Consider the following 22,319-nt stretch of genomic DNA (forward strand, 5'->3'; position numbering starts at 1 on the left):
CCGGCGTCACCAGGACGTCGAGTGGTTGACGCACCCCTGCGCGCAGATGTCGCGGGACCGGTCAGAGCACGAAGGTCGCCATGAACTCCTCTGCACCCACGGGCAGCACCGCCACCGCGTCCCGGACCGGCACCTCGGTCCCGTCCAGGTCCACGCTCGCCGGGGCAGCCCCGTGCAGCACGAGGTGGAATGCGCGACGCCGGAACTGCGGATAGCCCTCGCCCTCCACCCCGGCCCGCAGCGACACCGAGGCACCGTCGCGCGTCAGCGTGAACGTCGTCCGCCAGGCAGCCCCCTGCACCGACGCGGTCGTCAGGCCGTCGTCCTCGACCAGTCGTGACGTGTGCACGCCGTCCGACCGGGGGACGAAGACGTGCAGCTCGACCGCCTCGGGGTGGTGGCCGGCGGTCGATGCCGGGGCCTCCACCCACATCGGCACGACCGCTCCTCCACGGGCGTAGACCGGGATGCGGTCCATCGGTGTCGCGGCCACGACGAACGAGCGGCCGGGCAGCACCTCGTCGGAGTGCCAGTCGTACCAGTCCCCTTCGGGCAGGTAGACCTGCCGGGAGGTCGTCCCGGCGTCGATCACCGGGGCGACGAGCAGGTCGGTCCCGAACAGGTACTGGTCGTCGATGTCGCGGACGGTGCCGTCGTACTGGTGGTCGAACACCAGGGGCCGCTGCACCGGTTCACCGGTCTCGGAGGCCCGGACGAATGCTGTGTAGATGTAGGGCAGCAGGCGGTACCTCAGGCGCACCGCCTCGCGGACGAGGTCCTGGACCACCGGCCCGAACGCCCAGGCGTACTGGTCGACGTTCCCCATCATCGAGTGGTTGCGGCAGAACGGTGTCAGCACGCCGTACTGCATCCACCGGGTGAAGAGCTCGGGGTCGGAGCTGCCCGCGAACCCACCCACATCTGCACCGACGAACGCCTGGCCCGACACCCCGAAACCAGAACCCATGGCGATGCTCAGCCAGAGGTGGTCCCACCGGGAGAGGTTGTCGCCCATCCAGTTCGCGGCATACCGCTGGATGCCCGCGAACCCGGCGCGAGACAGGATGAACGTGCGCAGCTCCGGCATCGCTGCCCGCAGGCCCTCGGTGGTGCCCATGGCCATGAGCAACGCGTACTGGTTGCGGTAGCGGTCGTGGGCGAACTCGCCGTGCCCGAACCGCATGCCGTCGGGCGCGATCGACCCGGTGGCCGGCTCGTTCATGTCGTTCCAGATCCCGGCCAGGCCGGACTGGACGTGCCTGGCGTTGAGCTCTCCCCACCACGCGCGCGCCTCGGGCGTGACGAAGTCCGGGAACGCGGTGTTGCCGGGCCAGACCTGGCCGATGTAGGTGTCACCGCCCTCGGTCCGGCAGAAGACGTCGCGCTCGAGCCCGTCGTCGAACACGGCGTACCCCGGGTCCCACTTCACGCCGGGGTCGATGATGGTGATCACCTTGAACCCCTGGTCGGACAGCCGCTCCAGCATCCCCGGGGCGTCGGGGAACTTGTCGGTGTCCCAGGTGAAGACGCGGTAGCCGTCCATGTAGTCGATGTCGAGCCACAGTGCGTCACACGGGATCTCGTCGTCCCGGTGCCGCTGGCCGAGCGCCTCGACCGCCTCTTGGGTGTAGTCGAACCAACGGCACTGGTGGTAGCCCAGCGACCACAGGGGAGGGAGCTGGGTGCGTCCCGTGAGCGCGGTGTACCGGGTGAGGATCGCGGGCATGTCCGGGCCCGCGAAGATGTACTCGGTCCACTGCCCGCCCCGGAAGGTCATGCGGTACTCGTCGTGGGCGGAGAACTCGTACTCACCCCGGTACCCGTTGTCCATGAACGACCCGGCCATCGTCCCCGCCGGGTAGGTCTGGTGGTAGAAGAACGGGATCGTCACGTAGAACGGGTCGAACTCGACGCTGGTGCGGTCGCCGCGCGGGTCACCCGCTTCCTTGCCGACGGTGAACTCCCCTGCCGCGTCAGGGCTGAGGACGTCGGTGTTCCACATCGTGAAGTCCCGACCCTTGCGGTTGTGCCGTCCCGACTTCTCCCCCAGCCCGAAGACGGCGTCCTCCTGCCGACAGCGCCGACGAACCGTGAAGGTGTCGTTGAGCGTGGCGTACCCCCAGTAACGGCCGTGCTCGTCGGCAGCGGTCTCCACCACCGCGGTGCCGTCGATGCGGTGCACGTCGAGGCGGAACGGCTCCAGCCACAACGACACGACCATCGCGGAGGTCGTGACGGTCACCCGCTGGTCGTCGCGGTCCACGGTGAAGTCGACCGGGCCCGACAGCGGGTCGACGCAGACCGCGAACGTCGGCTCCTCGTCGAACACCCCGCCACGGCTCATCTTCACGCGCACGACGTCGTCGCTGACGAGGTCCACCCGCAGCTGTTCGGTCTCCACCTCGGCGAGCAGCCCGCGGTCCGTGGCCGTCACCTCCCCGACCTTCTCGAAGCGGATGAAGTGGTCGGTCTGCAGCACGGGAGGACCTCTCGGCAGGTGTGGGGAGGGCGGGAAGGGCGGCCCGGTTCCGGGTCCGGGCACCGGACGGCGAGGTATGGCGCGCGCACCGGTCCGCCGTCGCGGGCGCCGCAACATTCTGGTGCCGGTGCCCCCGAGGAGTCCACCACCGCCCCCCGGCGAGACAAGTCGCCAGAAACCTGCCGACGCCCGTCCATACGGGCGTACAGTGCGAGGCGTGCTGTCCGGCGACCCGGTGGCCGCTCCCGACGACCATGCGGTGATCTTCTACGACCACGACTCCGAGATCGTCTCGGCGGTGGCCGGGTACGCGCATGAGGGCCTGCAGTCCGGGGAGGTCGTCCTCCTCATCGCCACGGCCACGCACGCACCGGTGATCCTCGAGGTCCTGTCGGCGCTCGGCTCCGACGTCGCCGAGGCCACCGCGCGTGGCACGCTCCACCTGCGCGACGCGGCCGCAACCCTGGCCCAGTTCCGGGCCGAGGGCGAGCTGGACCTCGAGCGGTTCGAGTCCCACCTGCGCGAGCTGCTCGCCTCCGTGACGACGAAGGACACCCGCGCCCGCGTCTTCGGTGAGCTGGTCGCCCTGCTCTGGGAGGAGGGTGAGGTCGCCGCCGCGATCGGGCTCGAGTCCGCCTGGAACACCGTGCTGACCGGTCACCGGACCGGCCTGCTCTGCGCCTACCCCACCGCCCTCCTCGCCTCCGCGGGCCTGCCGGGCATCCGCGAGACCTGCGTCCGGCACTCCGAGGTGCACGCACCACCCGGGTACGGCTCCCTCCGCCCCCTCCCGGAGGACCCCGGCGCCCTGGTCCACGACCTCACGACCGCCCAGCGCACCGAGGTCTTCGTTCCCACCACCACGGCCGTGATCGCGGCCCGCCGCTTCGTGGGCGCCACGCTCGAGCACTGGGACCTCGACCACGTGGCACCGGACGCCCTGCTGCTCGTCTCCGAGCTGGCCACGAACGCCGTGCTGCACGCCGAGTCACCGTTCCGGGTCTTCCTGCACCACAGCCCGGGCGTGCTGCACCTGTCGGTCCACGATGCCCAGCGCGGATGGTTCGAGCTGGGCCACCCCTCGGCCGGCGAGGTCAACGGGCGCGGCGTGAGCATCGTCGAGGCCGTCGCCGACCGGTGGGGCTGCGACGCGGTCTCGGACGGCAAGGTCGTCTGGGCCGAGCTGCCGACCGGCGCCTGACTGCCGGGCACCGACCGCGCGGGCGCACGTCACCCGGGCGTCGTGGCTCACGCCATACGGGCACCGCACCGGGAGCGGGCGCTCACCATCCGACGTCCGCGGCCTCGGCCGGCTCCTCGGGTCTGGCTGCCATCCGGCGGACGATGACGAGCATCACGAGCATCCCGGCCACTCCCATGACCACCGCCCAGGTGAGCTGGGACCGGGTGGCGCTGGTCCTCGGCGCCTCGCGGAGCCCGGACCGCGCGGCCTCGGCGGGAGCTCCCGGCACGACGACGGTCGCCGGGAGCGGTGACGGACTCACCACGTCGCTGATGGACCCGTCGTCGCCGACCACGAACCCGATGCTCTGCAGGCCCTTGCTCTTGCGGACGGCGTCGACCTCGAGCTGCCACCGCCCGGGGGTCGCGTGCACGGTGCCCTGCCACTGCCCACGGGCACCCTTGGTCTCGCTGAGCGTGAGCGGGCGGGACTCGGCCGTGTCGGGCAGGTACGCCACGGCACGGACGGTCTCACCGACGACGGGATCGCTGTCGGGGTAACGGATCGAGGCCGTGACCACCACGTCACCACCGCTGCCGGACACCTGCAGGACGATGGTCGAGATCGGTGAGTGGGCCGAGGCAGGCGCCTGCCCGAGCCACACCAGGTGGGCCACCACGAGCACCGCCAGCAGCAGCACGCGTGGCCACCGTGACGACGCGTGCATGGGACCTCCCGGGGCCGACGGACCGCAGCCGGTCCGCGTCCAGAGTCTAGGGTCGCCAGCCCGTCGACGGCGGAGATTTCTCCGCGGGTCCACCAGGTCGCGGCCTCGCCGAAACACCGGTCGCCGGGCACGTCCCGGCAGTACCGTTCAGGGACCGTCGCGCACGACGGCCGGCCCCCGGAGGAACCGCCCGTGACCCCTGTGCTGAACCCCGCCGCGTGGGTCGCGCACGGAGTGGGCAAGCGCGAGGACCTGCCGCTGCCGTTCCCCCTGGTCGTCGCCGGCGCGTCCGTCGCCCTCGTGGTCTCGTTCGTGGCCCTGGGAGCACTCTGGCGCACCCCGCGCCTGCACCCGGGTGGCGGCCACCCCCTCCCTGCCACGACGGCCAGGCTCCTGGACAGCCGGTGGCTGCGGGGCTGCGCCGTCGCCCTCGCGCTCGCCCTGTCGGCCTGGACCCTGATGGCCCTGGTCGCCGGGGCCGACAACGCCAACAACCCCACGCCGTACGTCGTCTACGTCTGGCTCTGGATCGGGCTGCCGTTCCTGTCCCTGGTGCTGGGTCCCGTCTGGAGGGTGCTCAACCCCCTCCGCGCGCTCTTCCTCCTCCTGTGCCGGGCGGGCGGACTGGACCCGCTCAACGGCATCCTGCGGTACCGGCTGGGCTACTGGCCGGCCGCCGTCGGGCTCTTCGCGTTCACCTGGCTCGAGCTCATCGCGCCCGACCGCACGACGCGAGCCGTCCTCCTGCCCACGATCCTCGGCGTCATGCTGCTCACCCTCCTGGGCGCGGTGGTGTTCGGTCCACGCTGGTTCGAACGGGCCGACCCCTTCGAGGTCCTGTCCTCCCTCTACGGCGCGCTCAGCCCGTTGGGGCGACGACCCGACCGCACGTGGGTCGTCCGCACCCCGCTGCACGGCGTGGACCGGATCGAGGCCGACCACGGGCTGCTGGCGACGGTGTCCGTCCTGCTGGGCGGCACGGCGTACGACGGCTTCTCCGGGCTCACCGCGTGGTTCAGCTGGACGCAGTCGTCGGCCTCCCCGGTGGCGGCGCAGACCCTGGGCCTCCTCGGGTTCTGCGTGCTGGTGGCCGGGACGCTGGCGGCCGCAGCAGGGCTGGCGGCCAGGATCGCGGGCGTGGTGTCGCTGCGCGGGTGCGCCACGGCGTTCGCCCCCTCGCTGGTGCCCATCGCCGCGGGGTACGTCGTCGCGCACTACTGGTCCCTGTGGGTCTACGGCGGACAGCTCACCCTCGCCCTGCTGTCCGACCCGCTCGGCACCGGGGCCAACTGGCTCGGGACGCGTGGACTGACCCCCGGCTCCGCCCTCATCGGCCCGACGTTCGTCGCCTGCCTGCAGGTGACGGCCATCGTCACGGGCCACGTCCTGGGCATCGTCCACGCCCACGAACGCGCCCTGGGCCTGTTCGACCGGAAGGCGGCCGTCCGCGGCCAGGTCCCCATGCTCGTGGTGATGGTCGGCTACACGTGTGGTGGCCTGGTCCTGCTGTTCGCGGCGTGACCCTGCGGCTCAGGTGTCGACGCAGAGGTGGACGGTCACCACGTCGCCGACCTCGATCTGCTCGGCCCGCAGCACCGCGAACTTGAGGGGCACGGCATACGCACCGTCCTTGGGGAACAACGAGGTCGTCCACGTCGTGGGCCCGATCCGGGCCCGCACGGGGATCATGCCCCAGCCGTAGCTCACGCGGGACGCGACCGCCTCGAGCGCCCCGCACTCCTCGTCGGGGACGGTGACGAAGTGCCACGGCGACGGCCCTCGCCAGAACCACACGTCACCGCTGAACTCGAGCTCCATCGCAGCAGGATAGGGAGCAGCCGGCTGCCCGGTCCGGAGCCGGTTCGCACCTGCGCCCGTCACGGTCGCCAGTCGCTGGGCGGGTCCTCGCCGACCAGTCCGTCGACGGCCTCCCGGAGGAGGTCGGCGTGCCCGGTGTGGCGGCCGTACTCCTCGACCAGGTCGAAGACCAGCCGACGCAGGCTCGCGTGCCGTCCGTCGGGGGCCGTCACATGGGCCTCCTGCTCCAGCCCACCCTCGGCGACCGCTGCGGCCAGGGTGGCCCGGGACCTCGCGACCGCGCCGTCCCACAGGGCGTACAGCTCCTCGGGCGTGTCGGCGGCGGCGGACCGGAAGTGCCACCCCTCGTCGTCGTCCTGGTCCATCTCCGTCCAGGGCGACCCCAGCGGCTCCCCCTTGAGCTTCGTCGTGAAGACGTGGTCCTCGCAGGCGGCCAGGTGCTTGAGCAGGCCTCCCAGGGTCAGGGACGACGCCCCGACGCTGGTGTCCAGGCCCTCGCGGTCGAGCCCGCCCGCCTTCCAGCGGAACGTCGTGCGCAGCCGGTCCAACGCTCCTGTCAGGTGCTCCAGCTCGGTGCCGGCGAACGGTGGTTCCCAGCTCGGCGGAACCCATTGCGCCGCAACGCCGTCCGGGGCGGCGGCCGGTCCGGTGTCGGTGCTCTGCTCGATCGTCATGGGTGCACGGTACGGCTGGTTCCGGACGGATCGCTTCCGCAACGTGTGCGAATCTGTTCACGTGGACACCACGAACCCGACCGCCCGGGCCCTGCTCTGCCTGGAGCTGCTGCAGGACTCACCGGGCATCACCGCGGACCGCCTCGGCGAGCGGCTCGGGGTCACGTCACGCGCGGCCCGCCGCTACGTCGGCATCCTCCGCGAGGCCGGGATCCCCGTCCAGTCCACCCGGGGCCCGTACGGCGGCTACCGCGTGGGTCGGGGTCTGCGGCTGCCCCCGCTGACGTTCAGCTCCGCCGAGGCGCTCGGTCTGGTCATGGCCGTTCTCGACGGTCACCACGACGCCGGCAACCCCGCCGACCCCGTCGGCAGCGCCCTGGCCAAGATCCTCCGGGCCCTGCCCGACTCCGTTGCCGCACAGGCGGATGCCGTCCGCCGCACGGCTGCCTCCGCACCCGACCGCGCTGCGGCCCGCCCGGACCCGACCACGGCCGCCACCCTGGTGGACGCCAGCGCGGAGCACCGCCGGGTCAAGGTGACCTACCACTCGGAGTCAGGTCGCACGTGGGACGTGGAGGTCGACCCGTGGGCGGTCGTCGTCCGCCACGGACGCTGGTACCTGCTCTGCCTCACCCGTCCCACGTCCGACGAGGCGGCGGTGCGGACGTACCGCGTCGACCGGGTCTCGGCCGTCGAGGTGCTCGACCTCACCTTCACCCCTCCCCCGGACCTCGACCCCGTCGCCCTCCTCGAGCAGCACCTCGCGACGGGCTGGGAGTATGCCGTCGACGTCCTGGTCGAGGCCCCGGTCGAGATCGTGTCGCACTGGCTCCCCCGGGCGCTGGGGCGGCTCGAGGCGGTCGACGAGCAGACGACGCGGCTGGTCGGGACGACGAGCAGCCTGTGGTGGTACGCCGAGCAGCTGGCGGTGCTGCGCGCACCGTTCCGGATCGTCGGGTGCACCGAGCTCCAGGAGGTGGCCCGGGCCGTCGGCGCGCAGCTGCTGGCCGCCGGCACGCCGGGCGGTGCGGGTCAGCCCCAGAGCGCCAGCTCGTCCTGACGCGGCCAGGTCGACACCTTCACGGCGGACACGTCCGACGAGGGCTCCTCCGGCGACGCGCCGAACGTCCTGACGAGCGGCTCGTCGGGCGCCCAGGACGGCCACCCCGGGTCGCCACCCTTGGCGAACTCGACCCAGGCCCGGTGCATCGCGTCCGCCACCGGCTGCGGCGCCGCCCCACCCGCCATCAGCGCCCCGGCGCCGAGCGTGTCGAAGACGAACGGCAGCTCGAGGGCGTGGCAGGCGCCGAGGTCGGCCAACGGTGTCCGCCAGGCGAACTCGTACACGTGCACCGGCGCCCCGACGCCGTGCTGGGCCGCGGCGAGCTGCGCCGTGGGGACCCGGAAACCGGCATCGGTGAGGATGGCCGCAGCGACGTCGCCCGCAGACGCCTCAGGACGGTTGCGCACGTACGTCTCGACCGCGTGCTCCGGCCAGCCGTAGCGTGCTGCGAGGAACGGCAGGGCCGGCTCGGAGATCGTGGCGGCGACTCCGGTCGGCACCATGAACAGACGCATCTCCTCGGTCGTCGTGCCGATGAGCAGCGGCACCCCCGCGGCCGACCCCGCCGCGATCCGGGTCGCCGGGACCTCGGGCACGACGTCACCGTCCACGACAGGGAACAGGCTCATGATGCCGAGACCGCCGCGCAGGACAGAGGAACCCCAGCGGGCCGGGTCGGGGTCGGCCTGGACCGCCAGCGTCAGGGCCCCCTGGGCCGCGGCAACGGCTTCGGGATCCAGCGCTGCGAACGCCTCCGCCGTGGCGGGCACACCGAGGATCGCAGCGAGCTCGACCCCCACCCGTCGGGCGTCCTCGAGTGCGCAGACGGCCGTGCCGCCTCCGGACTGGACGATGGCACGGTGGAAGAGACCTCCTGCAGCAGGCGAGGCCATCAGCGTCGCGACGCTCATGCCGCCCGCCGACTCACCGAAGACGGTCACGTCCTCGGGGTTGCCGCCGAACGCCGCGACGTTGTCGCGCACCCACCGCAGAGCGGCGACCTGGTCGCGGAGACCGAGGTTGGTGGGAGCACCGTCCAGCACGGCGAAGCCCGGCGCGCCGAGGCGGTAGTTGACCGAGACGAGGACGACCCCGTCACGGGCGAAGGCCGAACCGTCATACGTGGCAACGCTGTTCGCGCCTCGGACGAACGCCCCACCATGGATCCAGACCATCACGGGCAGGTCCGTCCCGCCCTCCGACGGCGCCCACACGCTGACGTTGAGGTACTCGTCCCCCGGGGCCACCGAGGCCGGCAGGAACTGGTCCATCGGGCTCGGGTACGCCGTCTGGGCTGCGCTCGGCCCGTGCACGCCCGCGTCGCGTTCCCCCTCCCACGGCACGACGGGCTGCGGCAGCCGGTACCGGTCGGCGCCCACGGCCGGCGCGGCATACGGGAGTCCGAGGAAGGCGTCGACACCGTCGCGGCTGGTGCCGCGAGCGAGTCCACCGGTGACGTTCACGACAGGGGCCATCTGCTCATCCAACCAGCCGTGGCCTGCCCCGGCACGGGAGCCGGTGGCTAGCCTGAGGCGGTGAGGCGCCCACCCGAGCACGACGACGTCATCGCCGGCGCGGTGGCCGAGGCCGACCGGCGCCGTGACCGGTCCGACCGCGACCTCAGGACGACCGTCGCGCACTTCCGGGCCACCGTCGGCCCCGTCTGCACCGCCTGGGACCTCACCGCCCGCGCGTGGTTCGACGGCGGAGCGGGGGCTCCGACGCTCGACGTGGTGCGCGTGGACGGCACCGGGGCGGTGCTCAAGATCGCGGACCCCGGCGCCCTCGACCGGGCTGCGACGGTCATGCTCGCCGCCGAGGGGCGTGGCTACGCCGAGGTCCTGGCCTGGGACGAGGCGGCCGGCGCCCTGCTGACCGAGCGGCTCGGCGCCGACCTCTGGACCGAGCACCGCACGGTGTCCGCGCAGGTCGAGGTGGTCGCGCCCCTGCTCCTCGAGGCGTGGCACGTGCCGGCCGGGGCAGGGAAACGGTTCGAGGGCAAGGCTGCCGGTCTCGTGGCCATCCTCGACGACCTCGGACCCAGGTACGGCGGCGGACACGAGGGTGCCCTCGCCCTGGCCTCGGCCCACGCGCGCGAGCTCGCGACGACAGAGCGACCGGAGGTGGTCTGCCACGGCGACCCGCACGGCGGGAACGTCCTGCGGCGAGGGACCGGCTGGGCCCTGATCGACCCGGACGGCTTCGTCGGGGAACGCGCCTACGACCTCGGGGTGGCGCTGCGCGACGCCTGCCACGAGCTGCGCGACCTGGAGGAGGCCGAGCCCGGCTCGGGCACCGACCTGTTGCGCCAGGGGTGCGAGCACGCCGCAGAGCTGGCCGGGGTGGAGGCGGAGCGCGTCTGGCGCTGGGCCTACGTCGAGCGGGTGACGACCGGGCTGTACCTCGCGTGGCACGGGTACCCGAACGAGGCCCGGACGTTCCTCGACACCGCGAGCACGATCGCGGCCGGGGGCTGAGGTCAGCCCTCGTGGTCGTGGGCGTACTCCACGTCGTACGCCGGTCCGAGCTCGAGCTGCAGGTCGCGCGACAGCCGGCGCCCGGAGCTGACCCAGTCCGAGTAGGAGTCCTGCTGCGGCGCGGTACGGGTGCGGTCGTGCAGCTCCTCCCAGCGACGCGCCCAGGCGAGCAGGTCCGCGGTCAACCGCGGCGAGAGCGGGAGGGTCTCGAGGTCGACCATGCCCTGCTTGGTCCAGACCGGGTCCGCGTTCCAGTCGGCCATGACGGTGAGCTCCATCCGGCAGACCATGTCAGGGTCGCAGGGTCGCCACCTGCCGTTATGCGTGCCCTTTGCCATCTCCTTGACGACTCCGGACCATGTCGAGGACCAGCCGTGGGGCGAGGGGCGGGGTCGGCGCTCAGGCGCCGGAGGACCGCCCGGGGGCGCGCCCGGCGGCGCCCCCTTCCTCCCGCAGCCGTGGCTCCGTCCGGCGCTCGGGGTGGATGCCCCTTTTGTCCCGGTAGAAGGCTCGGACCTGGTCCATGACCACCACGACGTCCTCGTCCGCCACGATGGTCGGCCCGAATCCCGCTGTGCGCGAGGGGCCGTCGATGAACGCCAGGGCGATCGGCAGCCGCGCCTCGCGGGCGATGCGCCAGAAGCCGGACTTCCAGTACTCGCCCTTCGTGCGGGTCCCCTCGGCGGCCAGGATCAGCAGGAACGGCTCTCCGCTGCGCGCCTCGCGCACGAGGTCCCGCACCACGGCACCGGGGTTCTCGCGGTCCAGGGAGACCCCTCCGAGCCGGGGCAGCAACCACCCCAACGGCCCCTTGAACAGACTGTGCTTGATGAGGACCCGCGGGGTGACCCCGCCGCGCCACATGATCAGCAGCATCATGACGAAGTCCCAGTTGGACGTGTGGGGGGCCCCGACGAGGATGCCGCTGCGGGGCACCTCGCCGACGGCGGTCCACCGCGAGAGCCGCAGCACCGCCCTGGCCAGTCGGCTCCTCATGGCACGTCCCTTCGTGGGGCTTGCTGCCCCGAGGGGACCAACCTACGGGGCGCGGGCCGGCGCAGGGCCCGGTGGTCACCGACCGCGCCCACCGTGCCCGGCGTCAGGACACGGCGTCCTTCACCAGCGCGACGACCTTCTTCTCGACCGCGGGGCTCCACCGCAGCAGGGCGAACGAGGCCGCCCACATGTCACCGTCGTCGAGGTTCGCAGCGTCCTGGAAGCCCAGGGTCGAGTAGCGGTAGTTGAACTTGCCCGAGTCCTGGAAGAAGAGGACGACCTTGCCGTCCGCGTTCGCGTAGGCGGGCATGCCGTACCAGGTCTTCGGCAGCAGGTCGGGCGCGGTCGTCGTCACGGCGACGTGGACGCGTTCGGCGAGGGCACGGTCGTCGGGCGCCATCGCCGCGATCTTGTCGAGCAGGTCCTGCAACCCGTCCGCCAGCTTCGCGCCCTTCTTCCCCTCGGCGCGCAGCTCCGCGGCCCGTTCCTTCATCGCGGCACGCTCCTGCGCGGTGAACCCGTCCGTGGTGCCGGCGGTCTTGGTGTCAGCGGTCTTGGTGTCAGCGGTCTTGGTGGCCATGTCATCGTCCCCTCGTGGTGTGATCCCGGTATGGCGCCCTTCCGGGCCCCTCGATGGAAGGCTAGGCCGCTCATCCCCGCCCGTGCTTCTCGATTCCTGACCGGATCGGCACGTCAGCACCGACCGGGTGTCGGGGCCCGCGAGTACCGTCGACACCGTGAAGGAGACGGCACGCGAGGTCGACGAGCTGCAGGTCCTGATGGACGCGTCCCACGCGGCCGGCACGAGCCACCTGCGCGAGATCATCACCGGCGACCGCCGTCTCACCGCCGAGCAGGTGGTGGCCGCCCTGGACGGGATGAAGGTGCTGAGCCTGGCCACCGTCACGGCCAGGGGTGAACCCCGGGTGAGTGCCGTGGACGGGCACTTCCTGCACGGGTGCTGGACGTTCGGCACCGACGGTCGGGCTGCCAAGGCCCGTCACCTCGAGGCTCGACCCGCGGTGAGCGCTGCCCACCTCGACGGTGAGCGACTCGGGGTCTTCTGCCACGGACGAGCCGTCCTGCTCTCCCCCGGCGACCCGACCTGGGACGAGACCATCGCGCACTGGACGGCCCACTACGGCTCGGACCCGACCACGTGGAGCGACGACATCCGGATGTACCGCCTCGAGCCCAGCTGGCTCGTCGGTTACGGGACGGTCGCCCCGCCCGACTGACCGGGGGCGGCTGCCAGCACGACACAGGCACCCAAGGCCAGCAGCAGCGCGAGCACCGCCGGTGCTGCCCAGCCCGGACGGACCGCGTCGCCGAGGACCCACACGCCGACGACGGCCGGTAGGGCGACCTCGACCACCCAGAGGATCGCGGTCGCCGGACCGACCGAGCCGTGCTCCAGCGCTCCCGTGTAGCCGATCATGCCGAGGGCCCCGTAGCCGAGCACAGCCCAGGCCAGGGGTTCGTGCAGCAGGCTCGCCCAGTCGCCGGACCCGTGGGCGGCGCGGGCGCACAGGGCCGCACCCGAGAAGGCGACGCCGCCGAGGACCGCCAGCTCCGTCGAACGGGCACGGCGCCCGGCGAGCACCGTCGCCACCGCCAACACCCCCAGGGAGACGAGCATGACCGGGCTGAAGGGCCGTGGCGGTCGCACCGCCGACAGCGGTCCGGCACCGGCGGCCAGGACGACGAGGGCGGCGGTGATGACGGCCGCCGCGACGCCTTCCCGGCGGCGGACCCGGACGCCGAGGACGAGGCGGGCGAGGACGACGGTCACGGCCAGCGAGCCCGCGAGCAGGGCCTGGACCGCGAACAGCGGCAGCTGGCGCAGGGCCACGAGCGAGCCCATCCACGCGACCGCGTCGAAGGCGAGACCGGCGACGTAGGTCGGTTGGCGCGCCACGGCGACGCCACTGGCCCGGGAGGCGCCCACGCTCTGCAGGACCGACCCCGCGCCATACCCGAGGGTGCCGACGAGGGCGGCGAGGAGGGCGAGGATCACAGGTGGACCCTACGTCGGCGGCCACGGGGCGCCGACGTGACGGCAGTCGTCCCCGGCGCCGGGGGCGGTGCTCGCCCCGGCCGGCTCAGCCGCGGTACTGCTCGACGAGTGGACAGCTGAAGGGATCACGGTTTCCCGGGCCGACGGAGTCGAGGTACCTGACGACGATGGCGTACGAGGCCATCAGGGTGGTCTCGGTGTACGTGACCCCGCGTTCGGCACAGAACTGCTGGACGAGGGGACGGGCGCGGCGCAGGTTGGCCCTCGGCATCGACGGGAACAGGTGGTGCTCCACCTGGTAGTTGAGCCCGCCCATGAGGAACGTGACGAGCCACCCGCCGCGGATGTTCCGCGACATGAGCACCTGGCGGCGCAGGAAGTCGATCCGGGCGTCCCGTGGCACGATCGGCATCCCCTTGTGGTTGGGCGCGAAGGCGGCACCGAGCAGGAACCCGAACAACCCCAGCTGGACCGCGAGGAACGCGAGCGCCTTGACGGGGTCGAGCACGAGCAGCAGGACCACGACGTACCCGGCCAACCGCACGGCGACCAGCCCGAGCTCGAGCCGGCGCCACGGGAGCTCACGACGCTGCAGCAGCACGCGCACACCGGCCTGGTGGAGGTTGAGTCCCTCGAGCAGCAGGAGGGGGAAGAACCACCAGCCCTGGTGGTCGGCGAACCAGCCGGGGAACCCCGTGCGGTCGGCGGCGGCCTCACGGGTGAAGGCGATCGCCCCCGGAGCGATGTCCGGGTCCCGACCCACCTGGTTCGGGGCGCTGTGGTGCCGGTTGTGCTTGTGGGTCCACCACGCGTAGCTGAGGCCGACCACGCCGCAGGACAGGCAGCGCGCCAACCACTCGTTGCCCTTCCTCGTGCCCAGCACCTGCTGGTGGGCTGCCTCGTGACCGAGGAATCCGAACTGGGCGAGGACCAGCGCGAGCCCGGCCGCGGTGCCCAGCTGCCACCACGAGTCGCCCAGGACGACGAGGAGCGCGCCGGTGCCGGTCAGCGCCGCACCCAGGGACACCAGCAGCACGAGGTAGGGCAACCGTCGGCGCTGCAGCAGGCCGGCCCCGCGGATCCGCTCGGACAGGATGGCGTAGTCGCTGGGGGGTCGCGGTCGCCGTGGGGCAACGCGCTGGGTCGCGGACGGTGCGCTGGTTGCCGCTGGTGGCTGTTCCATGGGACCTCGTGTCGGCGTCGTGCCGCCGGGTCCAGGGCAACTCTCGAGCTGGTCCTCCGACTGAAGCACGCACGGCGACGCGCCGCAACCCCGGGGGCGGCCACCTGGGTCGCGGCCGTGCCCCGGGGTGCGGACCGGTCACGCTCAGGCGCTGACCGGACGAGGTCTACCGCTTCACGACGACGACCTCGAACTGCGTCGCCGTGGGCGGGAAACCGGTGTCGAACTTGGCGTTCGCCAGGACGAGCCGGCCGCCGACACGGGCCACCGTGGTGGGTGTCTCGAAGAGAGGACTCGTGATGACCTTGCGCACCGTGGCCGACGACAGGTCCTTGGCCAGCCGGGCCTCGACGACCAGGTTGTCGTTGTTGCGCACCGACCACAGGGTCCGCCCGTCGAGGAGGATGCCGTCGACGTTCGGGACGCTCAACCCCGCGACGGCCCGGCTCGCCCCGGTGCGGGGGTCGACGACGTTGACGGCACCCTGGGCGCTGTGGGCGACGAGCAGTCGCCAACCGTCCTGCGTGGCCTGGATGCCGTTGTTGTTGAACGCGCCGGCGAGCTCTGCGGCGGGCCCGCTCAGGGAGAGGGTCCGGAAGGCGCCGGGCGTGCCGTGCCTGACGGGGACGAAGTACAGCACCGCCCGCGCGGAGTCGGTGAACCACGCACCCTTCTCCGTGAGCGCGACGTCGTTGATGAAGGTGGGGGCTGCAGCGAAGGTGTACGACGCCACCGGCATCCCCGTGGAGGTGCTGTAGACGTAGCCCTGGCCCGTCGGGCCTCCGGCGACGAACAGCAGGTGGTCGTCGCGGTCCACCTTCATGCCGGTGGCGAAACGGCCGGCCGGTGCATCGATGAACTTGGCCGCGGTGCCCTTGCCGACGTCTCCGCGGAAGACGTCGCCCGTGAGCAGGTCCCCGGCGTAGAAGGTCGAGCCGCCACCGCTGGCGACCCCCTCGGTGCCCGTGGCGCCGGGTAGGACGATCGCCCGGTCCACGTGGTGGCGGTGGTCGGCGTGGTCGTCATGGTCGGCCGTCGCCGGTGGAGCGGCGAGGGCCAGCGTGGCGGCCGCCGCGAACACGGCAGCCAGCAGGGACGTCTTCCTCAGTGCGGTCATCGGTGGTGCCTCTCTGGTCGCGCACCGCGACGGGTGCGGTCCTGCATGGTGGTCTGGCCGTCCCGGCCCCGCTCCCGGGTGGCAGGAGGTAGGACGACGGTCGCGGACCCCGCGTTCACCCACCCCCTCGGGTCGCGACGAGGGTGAGCTTGCGGATGCGCCCCTGCTCGAGCCAGTGGGTCCAGAGCCGGTGGGCCGTCAGCAGGTCGTCGAGGAAGGCGTCGCCGAGATGCGCTCGGATGTCCCCCGCGTGCTCCGAGAACGCGCGGGTCAGGGCTCGGGCGGCAGTGTGGTGGGCACGGGTGCTGTCGGTCTCCCACGTCACCCTCAGGCCGGCGTCCACCAGGGAGGACCTCAGCTCGGCCTCCGGCACCGGCCAGACCGTGTCGGACGCCGGCATGAGGGACCGTTCCGCCGCCGTGAGGGGCGCCCCGGTCTCGACGGTGCAGGCGAACCGGCCACCGGGGACGAGGGCGCCGGCGACCGCGCCCAGCAGGGGCGCCTTGTCGGCGAACGCGAGCATCGTCTCCAGGAGCAGGACCACGTCGAACCCGCCCTCGGGCACCGGGGGGACGTCGGCGACGGTGAACCGGCACCGGGGGCCGGCCCGCCTGCGTGCCACGGCGATCGCATCCGGGGAACGGTCGACCCCGAGGTAGGTGCAGCCGAGCGCCTCGGCGATGAGCCGGCCGGGACCCGCGACACCGCAGCACAGGTCCAGGACCGAGGTCCCCGCCCCGATGGCGGCCCTGGTGGCGAGGTCCCGGATCTCGGTCGCCCGCATGAAGCTCTCCTGCCCGACGTACTCGCCGGGCTCGTAGGCCTGGAGGCGGGCGGCGAGCAGCCCGGCCTCGACCACCTCCCGGCCGATGGTCCTCACCTGATGGCCCGGGTGGGTGGGGCGCTCGCGACGCCGGCCGCGGGAGCGGTCTGCCCGGCCGTGACCACCTTCGGCGACCGGTCGCCGAACGCGCCCAGGAACCGGTCCCTGAAGGCGTCCATGCGCCATACCGGCGCCCGGGGACCGGGGCGCAGGCCGTCCTGCCAGCCCCACGAGGAGATGCGGGCCAGGACGGAGGGATCGCGAGCCAGGACGGTGACGGGCACGTCGTGGTTGCCCCCGAACCCGCTGACGATCGTGGCGGGCTGGTGGTCGCCGAGGAGGACGAGCACGAGGGAGTCGCTGCCGTACCGCTCGACGAAGCCGAGCAGGGCCGTGAGGGAGTACTCGATCGAGCCCATGTAGGCCGCCGGGACCCGCTCGCGGTGGCTCCAGAGGTGGGACGCGGACTCGGCCCCGGCGTGCACGGCATCGAAGACCGTGCCGTCCCCCAGGTCGTCCCACCCCACCATGCGTGGCAGCGGCGCCCACGGCCCGTGGCTCGACGCGAGGTCGATCTCGGCCATGACCGGGGACGTCCGGCCCGGGCCGAGCTCGCGCCGCCCGAACGCGTCGAGGGCGTACTGGTCGGGCATCGAGGAGAACCCGAACGCGGGCCCGGCGTACCCGAGGTCCGAGCTGTCGTAGATGGTGTCGAACCCGTAGTACCGCTGCCCCTGCGGCCAGGTCCCCCGGTTCGAGGGGAGCAACCCCACGGTCCGCCACCCCGAGCGCGCGAACACGCTGGGCAGGGTGGTGTGGTTCCCCGCGAGGAGCGTGTCGTAGCTGGTCTGGTTGTCGACCCACACCCCCGACAGGAAGGTGGAGTGGGCCAGCCAGCTGACTCCCCCGAAGGTGGGGGACGTGAGGTAGGCACTCCGCGCGGCATACCCGGAGGCCCCCAGCCGGGCCGAGGCCGCGTCGAGCATCGTGCGGACGCCGGCCGACGCGTCACCCTCGACGGCCACCCGGCCGTAGCTCTCGACGAAGGCGACGAGGACGTCCTTGCCGGCCAGGCCCGCGAGGTCACCGGTCCGCCGGTCCGCGTATGCGTCGTGCCGCACCGCCGCGTCGAAGGCGCGCTGCTCGCGCAGCGACGTCGAGATGCCGCGCGCCTGCCCCACCGCGAAACCGAGGGCTGCCCTGGCCGCGACCGGCTCGTCCTTCCCGACCTGTGCCCCGGACACCGCCGTGAGCGCCCAGGCGACGGTCAGGGCGACGACGGCGAGAGCGGACCGCCTGCGTCGGCGCCGAAGCTGCCGCGCGAGACGACCCACCGAGGCGGTGACGCCCGCGACGAGGGCGAGCAGGAGCACCACCGCGCCCGCCTGCGCGCCGGTGGCCGCCCACGGACCGTAGGACGCACGGACGAAGTCGACCGCGGCCCCGAGGTGACCGGCGTCCGTCACGAGGTCGACCGGTCGGTCCAGCACCTCGACGAACGCCAGCTCGACCACCTCCAGCACCCCCAGCAGGCCCAGCGCGAGTCCAGCGACCCGGGCCACCACCCTCGAGGACCTCCCCGAGAGGACCACGACGAGGGCCGCCAGGGCGAGGCCCTCGACAGGGAGCCGCAGGAACGCCACCGGCGCCAGCCGGCCCGGCTCGACCGGGGCCACGAGGACGACCCAGACCAGCGCGACGGCGACGGTGTCGACGACGACGCCCCCGACGCGACGCCAGGACAGGCCCCGCATCCGCACGGCACCCACGGGGGCGGTGACGCGGTGCCGCCACAGCCACCAGACGTCACGGCCGAACGACTCGGCCAGCAGCACCAGCCCGCCAATGACGGCCGTGACCACGAACCAGTGCGGACCGGCATCGGCAGCCGCGACGGTCAGCACGATCCCCACGGACGCCGTCACCACCTTGCGCCAGTAGCGGAACGGCAGCTGCGCGCGGAGCCAGGGCAGTCCCCAGCCGGCCACCGCGAACAGGTACCGCACCAGGCCGGCGAGCAGGACCCACGGACCGAGGTCCGGTGCCACGTAGACGCTCAGCACGAGGATGAGGAACGCGTCGACCTCACCGTCGAAGCGGCCGCCGAAGGCCGACGTGGTCCCGGTGCGCCTGGCGACCCAGCCGTCGAGGGCGTCGAGCAGCAGGGCCACCACGGTGATCGGCACCAGCAGCGCGGTGGTGCGCCCGTGCAGCAGGGCATCGGCCGTCAGGGCGGCCACGGCACAGGTGATGACCGCGCGACCGAGGGTCACGGCGTCGGCCGGACCCGGGTCGACGCCGGCAGCCCGCAGGCCCTGGGCGACGACGAGGTTGACGGTGACGCCGCACAGCAGGCCGACGGCCCACCCGGTGGCGGTCAGGCCGACGCTGTTGTTCCCGACCACGGCCAGCAGCACGGCCACGCCGACGACCCCGGCCCCGGTGAGGCGACGCACCGTCAGCACAGCGCCTCCCCATCTGGACGTGGAACCGTTCTGGGCGTACAGCATTACTACGGTCGTCGTCGGTGGTCGGTTCACCGGCCGGATCCACGAGCAGGAATCCACCGGCGGTGGGTCCGCCGACCGCGACGCGAGGAGGTGCGGTGGAGGACGGACACGGTCGGGCGACCCCGACCTGGCTGGCGCTGCGCGAGCCTGCCGATGCCGCGGCGAGATCGAGCGAGCTGGTCGACGCACTGGTCGACGCCCTGGCTGGCACCGACGCCGACCTGCCGGCTGCAGGTCGTCGGCGCGAGCGGAGGGCACCGGGGCGCCGGCTCGTCGTCCATGACCTCGGGTGCGGGACGGGGTCGATGTCCCGGTGGCTTGCCCCGCTGCTCCCCGGACCGCAGCACTGGGTGCTGCTCGACCGCGACGCCGACCTGCTCGCCGTGGCCGCGACGAGGGTGCCGGAGCGGGCGGCCGGCGGAGCTGCCGTGACCCTCGAGAGCCACCAGCGGGACATCACCCGACTCGGCCCCGACGGGCTCTCGGGGAGCGACCTGGTCACGGCCTCGGCCCTGCTGGACATGCTGACCGGTGCCGAGCTCGACCGCTTCGTCCGCTCGTGCGCGGCAGCGCGCTGCCCGGTCCTGGTCACCCTGAGCGTCGTCGGGAGGGTCTCCCTCGAGCCCGCTGATCCCTTCGACCGGCAGGTGGCGGCGGCGTTCAACGCCCACCAGCGCCGGTCGGTGGGCGGCCACCGGCTGCTCGGTCCCGACGGCGCCCGCGCCGCGGTCGACGCGTTTGGTCGCCTGGGGTTCGACGTGCTGCGGCGGCCCAGTCCGTGGCTGCTCGAAGCGCAGGACCGCGAGCTCGTGCGCGAGTGGTTCACCGGCTGGCTCGGTGCCGCACTGGAGCAGGACCCGTCCCTGGTCGCACGGGCGGGCACCTACGCGGAGCGTCGCCTCGCCGAGGCCTCTGCGGGCCGACTCGCGGTCACGGTGCAGCACGAGGACGTGCTCGCCCTGCCCCGGTGAGCTGCGCGAGGTCCAGGGTGTGGTCACCGTGGCGCGCCTTCGCGGCGAGGTAGCGCACGTTGGCGTCGCTCACGTGCAGCCCCGTGGGGACCTGGGTGACGACGTCGATGCCGAGGCGCCGCAGCTGGGCGACCTTGTCCGGGTTGTTCGTCAGCATCGCGACCCGCGGCTGCCCGAGGGCCAGGAGCATCTGCGCAGCCACCGTGTAGTTGCGCTGGTCCACGGCGTACCCGAGCGCGACGTTGGCCTCGTAGGTGTCGAGCCCCACGTCCTGCAGCACGTAGGTGTCCAGCTTGGCGTAGAGGCCGATGCCGCGTCCCTCCTGCCGGAGGTAGAGCAGGAAGCCCCCCTCGGTCGCCAGCTGCCCGATGGACTCACGCAGCTGCGCACCGCAGTCGCAGCGCTGGCTGCCGAAGACGTCCCCGGTGAGGCACTCACTGTGCAGCCGGACCGGCGTGGCGGGCGAGCTCCCCACTGCCGTATGGCGTTCCGCGTACCTCCCGAGCCCGAACGCGAGGTGCTCGAGCCCGTCGACGAGTCCGTTGAAGGTGACCACCCTCGCCGTCGTCGTGGAGCCGTCCGGGAGCGCCAACGGGACCTCGACCTGGGTCCGGATCGACGCAGGGGGTGGGGGCGACGGCAGCGGCACCAGCATCTCGACCCTCACCCCTCGCCGTACCGGGGGGACAACGCGTACCTCAGCAGGGCCACGTCGTCGATCTGACGCACCTCGGCCAGGGTCGCCCGGCGGGCGACGCTCCACGGGAACGCCCCGTCGCCGACGAAGCGCGGCGCGGCCGACTCCCCCACGAAGAAGGGCGCCACCACGAGCTGCAGCTCGTCGCCGAGACCCTGCGTGAGCATCTGCGTGTGGACGGTGCCCCCGCCCTCCACCATGAGTCGGCGCACCCCTCGCGCGTGCAGCTGCTCGGCCACCCACCGGAGCTCCACCGGCTCGCCCGCGTCGATCACCGTGGCCACGCCTGCGAGTCGTTCCCGCGTCGTGGCGAGGGCCGGCCCCGCACAGAACACCAGCTTCTCGCCGTCACCGCTGGCGAAGAACTCCGCAGCGGGGTCGAGGCACCCGTGTCTGGTCACGGTCACCTTGACCGGGGAGGGCGACCACCCGCGGGCCACCCGCTCGGCCTGTCGCTGCTGCGACCGCACCAGCAGCCGCGGGTCGTCGCAGCGGATCGTCCCTGCACCGACGAGGATGGCGTCGGAGTCGGCGCGCTCACCGTCCACCCGGTCGAAGTCCGCGAGGTTCGACAGCTGCAGCCGCCCGCGCGAGGCGCTGCCGAGGTACCCGTCCAGCGACATGCAGCAGCTCAGCAACGTGTACGGGCGGTCAGCCACGGCGCCCTCCCCGTACCCGTCCGGCCGCCGACACCAGCAGGACGACCGCACCCGGGAGGGCCCCGACGAAGACGATCACGCCGTAGACGACGGCCGTCGTGACACCCTGCTGTGCGCCCATCCCCGCTGCGCCGAAGCTCCACGCCGCGACGCCCTCGCGGGGTCCCCAGCCCGCCACGTTCGGCAGTCCCATGGCCAGCAGGACCACGAGCGCGAGCGGGAGGACAGCCGCGGTGGCCGCGCTCGCCCCCGCCGTCCGTGCCGCGACCAGGAACGTCAGCACGTGCCCCGCCAGGGCCACCACCGATGCGAGCAGCACGCGCGACGAGGTGTGCCGGGTGAGGAGCACCGCACGGAGGTCACCCGACCCCGGGATCGCCGACCACCGGCGGCTCCTGTCGCCGGTGGGTCTCGAAGATCCCCCACGACGTGCAGCCAGGGTGACCAGGGTGACGACGAAACCCGTTGCCAGCACGGCGATCGCGACCAGGCGCACCTGATCCCTCACCGGCGAGGGCAGGACGGTCAACCCCGCGATCGCCACCGCGACGAGGACGACCTGGCCGGCCACCCGGTCCCAGACGACCGACCGCACGACCCGGCCCGTGTCCCCCACGGCGCTCCCACGGCGCAGGGCGCGATCGACGTCCCCGACCACGCCGCCGGGCGTCGCGACGTTGAGGAACTGCGACCGGTAGTAGGCGGCCACCGCCGCAGTGAGCGGCACCGGCACCCCGAGGCTCCGGGCCACGAGGGTCCACCGCCACGCGCAGCAGACGGTGGTGACGAGGGCGACGCCGCAGCCCACGGCGAGGGACCGTGCGTCCACCCGGGACAGCCCGGCAAGGAACGCGTCCGTCCCGACCCGCCAGCCCACGGTCGCGAGGACGGCCACCGCCACGGCAGCGCGCACCCAACCCCACCG

Annotated in this window: 22 protein-coding genes; 6 read left to right on the forward strand and 16 right to left on the reverse strand. The window is 73.0% G+C overall.

The features are described 5' to 3' along the window. Positions 1 to 61: 61 nt before the first annotated feature. The gene (locus tag ACYVKF_RS17500) at positions 62 to 2,479 is read right to left on the reverse strand and encodes a glycoside hydrolase family 31 protein (RefSeq protein WP_460968089.1); all 2,418 of its coding nucleotides are present in this window, start codon (positions 2,477 to 2,479) and stop codon (positions 62 to 64) included. Between the two features lie 217 nt (positions 2,480 to 2,696). On the opposite strand from ACYVKF_RS17500, the gene ACYVKF_RS17505 reads away from it, so the two are divergent. Then, entirely contained in the window at positions 2,697 to 3,680 is a 984-nt protein-coding gene (locus ACYVKF_RS17505) for an MEDS domain-containing protein (RefSeq protein ID WP_056919097.1), read from the forward strand. Between the two features lie 82 nt (positions 3,681 to 3,762). Here the strand turns inward: ACYVKF_RS17505 and ACYVKF_RS17510 are convergent, their stop codons facing one another. Next, complete coding sequence (locus ACYVKF_RS17510) at positions 3,763 to 4,362, reverse strand: hypothetical protein (RefSeq protein WP_460968091.1); 600 nt, start codon at positions 4,360 to 4,362, stop codon at positions 3,763 to 3,765. A gap of 219 nt (positions 4,363 to 4,581) precedes the next feature. Here ACYVKF_RS17510 and ACYVKF_RS17515 point away from each other — a divergent pair, with 219 nt between their 5' ends. Continuing rightward, positions 4,582 to 5,910: a hypothetical protein gene (locus ACYVKF_RS17515; RefSeq protein WP_460968093.1), complete on the forward strand. Its 1,329-nt coding sequence runs from the start codon at positions 4,582 to 4,584 to the stop codon at positions 5,908 to 5,910. 9 nt (positions 5,911 to 5,919) lie between these two features. On the opposite strand, the gene ACYVKF_RS17520 is transcribed toward ACYVKF_RS17515, so the two are convergent. Then, positions 5,920 to 6,207: a DUF1905 domain-containing protein gene (locus tag ACYVKF_RS17520; protein WP_056919098.1), complete on the reverse strand. Its 288-nt coding sequence runs from the start codon at positions 6,205 to 6,207 to the stop codon at positions 5,920 to 5,922. Positions 6,208 to 6,266: 59 nt separating this feature from the next. Continuing rightward, positions 6,267 to 6,881, reverse strand: coding sequence for a mycothiol transferase (locus ACYVKF_RS17525; protein WP_460968095.1), 615 nt, complete (start codon positions 6,879 to 6,881; stop codon positions 6,267 to 6,269). Positions 6,882 to 6,942: 61 nt separating this feature from the next. Here ACYVKF_RS17525 and ACYVKF_RS17530 point away from each other — a divergent pair, with 61 nt between their 5' ends. Beyond that, on the forward strand, positions 6,943 to 7,941 hold the full coding sequence (locus ACYVKF_RS17530; RefSeq protein WP_460968097.1) for a helix-turn-helix transcriptional regulator: 999 nt from the start codon (positions 6,943 to 6,945) through the stop codon (positions 7,939 to 7,941). On the opposite strand, the gene ACYVKF_RS17535 is transcribed toward ACYVKF_RS17530, so the two are convergent. Continuing rightward, complete coding sequence (locus ACYVKF_RS17535) at positions 7,914 to 9,419, reverse strand: carboxylesterase/lipase family protein (RefSeq protein WP_460968099.1); 1,506 nt, start codon at positions 9,417 to 9,419, stop codon at positions 7,914 to 7,916. The genes ACYVKF_RS17530 and ACYVKF_RS17535 overlap by 28 nt on opposite strands. 60 nt (positions 9,420 to 9,479) lie before the next feature. Here ACYVKF_RS17535 and ACYVKF_RS17540 point away from each other — a divergent pair, with 60 nt between their 5' ends. Beyond that, on the forward strand, positions 9,480 to 10,421 hold the full coding sequence (locus ACYVKF_RS17540) for an aminoglycoside phosphotransferase family protein (protein WP_460968101.1): 942 nt from the start codon (positions 9,480 to 9,482) through the stop codon (positions 10,419 to 10,421). A gap of 2 nt (positions 10,422 to 10,423) precedes the next feature. Here the strand turns inward: ACYVKF_RS17540 and ACYVKF_RS17545 are convergent, their stop codons facing one another. The 3 genes from ACYVKF_RS17545 to ACYVKF_RS17555 all read right to left on the reverse strand — a co-directional run bounded on the left by ACYVKF_RS17545 (position 10,424) and on the right by ACYVKF_RS17555 (position 11,997). After that, positions 10,424 to 10,699 carry a hypothetical protein gene (locus ACYVKF_RS17545; protein ID WP_056914578.1) on the reverse strand — a complete coding sequence of 92 codons (276 nt, stop codon included), beginning with the start codon at positions 10,697 to 10,699 and terminating at the stop codon, positions 10,424 to 10,426. Between the two features lie 121 nt (positions 10,700 to 10,820). Continuing rightward, a complete protein-coding gene (locus ACYVKF_RS17550) occupies positions 10,821 to 11,417 on the reverse strand; it encodes a 1-acyl-sn-glycerol-3-phosphate acyltransferase (protein WP_460968103.1) in 597 nt (198 codons plus the stop codon). A gap of 103 nt (positions 11,418 to 11,520) precedes the next feature. Next, positions 11,521 to 11,997: an iron chaperone gene (locus tag ACYVKF_RS17555; RefSeq protein WP_460968105.1), complete on the reverse strand. Its 477-nt coding sequence runs from the start codon at positions 11,995 to 11,997 to the stop codon at positions 11,521 to 11,523. 157 nt (positions 11,998 to 12,154) lie between these two features. Here ACYVKF_RS17555 and ACYVKF_RS17560 point away from each other — a divergent pair, with 157 nt between their 5' ends. Next, entirely contained in the window at positions 12,155 to 12,655 is a 501-nt protein-coding gene (locus ACYVKF_RS17560) for a pyridoxamine 5'-phosphate oxidase family protein (protein ID WP_460968107.1), read from the forward strand. Here ACYVKF_RS17560 and ACYVKF_RS17565 read toward each other — a convergent pair. The 5 genes from ACYVKF_RS17565 to ACYVKF_RS17585 form a co-directional block, all read right to left on the reverse strand. Next, positions 12,628 to 13,434: a hypothetical protein gene (locus ACYVKF_RS17565; protein WP_056919102.1), complete on the reverse strand. Its 807-nt coding sequence runs from the start codon at positions 13,432 to 13,434 to the stop codon at positions 12,628 to 12,630. The two genes, ACYVKF_RS17560 and ACYVKF_RS17565, sit on opposite strands and share 28 nt — an antisense overlap. An 85-nt stretch (positions 13,435 to 13,519) precedes the next feature. Then, positions 13,520 to 14,617 carry a fatty acid desaturase family protein gene (locus tag ACYVKF_RS17570; RefSeq protein WP_460968110.1) on the reverse strand — a complete coding sequence of 366 codons (1,098 nt, stop codon included), beginning with the start codon at positions 14,615 to 14,617 and terminating at the stop codon, positions 13,520 to 13,522. Positions 14,618 to 14,783: 166 nt separating this feature from the next. Further along, the gene (locus ACYVKF_RS17575; protein ID WP_460968112.1) at positions 14,784 to 15,734 is read right to left on the reverse strand and encodes an SMP-30/gluconolactonase/LRE family protein; all 951 of its coding nucleotides are present in this window, start codon (positions 15,732 to 15,734) and stop codon (positions 14,784 to 14,786) included. 115 nt (positions 15,735 to 15,849) lie between these two features. Continuing rightward, the gene (locus ACYVKF_RS17580) at positions 15,850 to 16,614 is read right to left on the reverse strand and encodes a class I SAM-dependent DNA methyltransferase (RefSeq protein ID WP_460968114.1); all 765 of its coding nucleotides are present in this window, start codon (positions 16,612 to 16,614) and stop codon (positions 15,850 to 15,852) included. Then, entirely contained in the window at positions 16,611 to 19,097 is a 2,487-nt protein-coding gene (locus ACYVKF_RS17585) for a CDP-alcohol phosphatidyltransferase family protein (RefSeq protein ID WP_460968116.1), read from the reverse strand. Before ACYVKF_RS17585 ends, ACYVKF_RS17580 begins: the two co-directional genes overlap by 4 nt. A gap of 65 nt (positions 19,098 to 19,162) precedes the next feature. Here ACYVKF_RS17585 and ACYVKF_RS17590 point away from each other — a divergent pair, with 65 nt between their 5' ends. Further along, positions 19,163 to 20,038 carry a class I SAM-dependent methyltransferase gene (locus ACYVKF_RS17590; protein WP_460968118.1) on the forward strand — a complete coding sequence of 292 codons (876 nt, stop codon included), beginning with the start codon at positions 19,163 to 19,165 and terminating at the stop codon, positions 20,036 to 20,038. Here the strand turns inward: ACYVKF_RS17590 and ACYVKF_RS17595 are convergent. From ACYVKF_RS17595 to ACYVKF_RS17605, 3 genes are read right to left on the reverse strand one after another with little or no spacing between them, the layout of a single operon-like run. Continuing rightward, positions 19,998 to 20,705 (reverse strand): GTP cyclohydrolase II, encoded by a 708-nt coding sequence (locus tag ACYVKF_RS17595; protein ID WP_369796218.1) that lies wholly within the window; start codon positions 20,703 to 20,705, stop codon positions 19,998 to 20,000. The genes ACYVKF_RS17590 and ACYVKF_RS17595 overlap by 41 nt on opposite strands. Beyond that, entirely contained in the window at positions 20,702 to 21,394 is a 693-nt protein-coding gene (locus ACYVKF_RS17600; RefSeq protein WP_082580522.1) for a RibD family protein, read from the reverse strand. The genes ACYVKF_RS17595 and ACYVKF_RS17600 overlap by 4 nt, the downstream gene beginning before the upstream one ends. Next, the gene (locus ACYVKF_RS17605) at positions 21,387 to 22,307 is read right to left on the reverse strand and encodes a lysylphosphatidylglycerol synthase transmembrane domain-containing protein (RefSeq protein WP_460968121.1); all 921 of its coding nucleotides are present in this window, start codon (positions 22,305 to 22,307) and stop codon (positions 21,387 to 21,389) included. The genes ACYVKF_RS17600 and ACYVKF_RS17605 overlap by 8 nt, the downstream gene beginning before the upstream one ends. Positions 22,308 to 22,319 lie beyond the last annotated feature (12 nt).

The organism is Pedococcus soli (assembly GCF_054782575.1).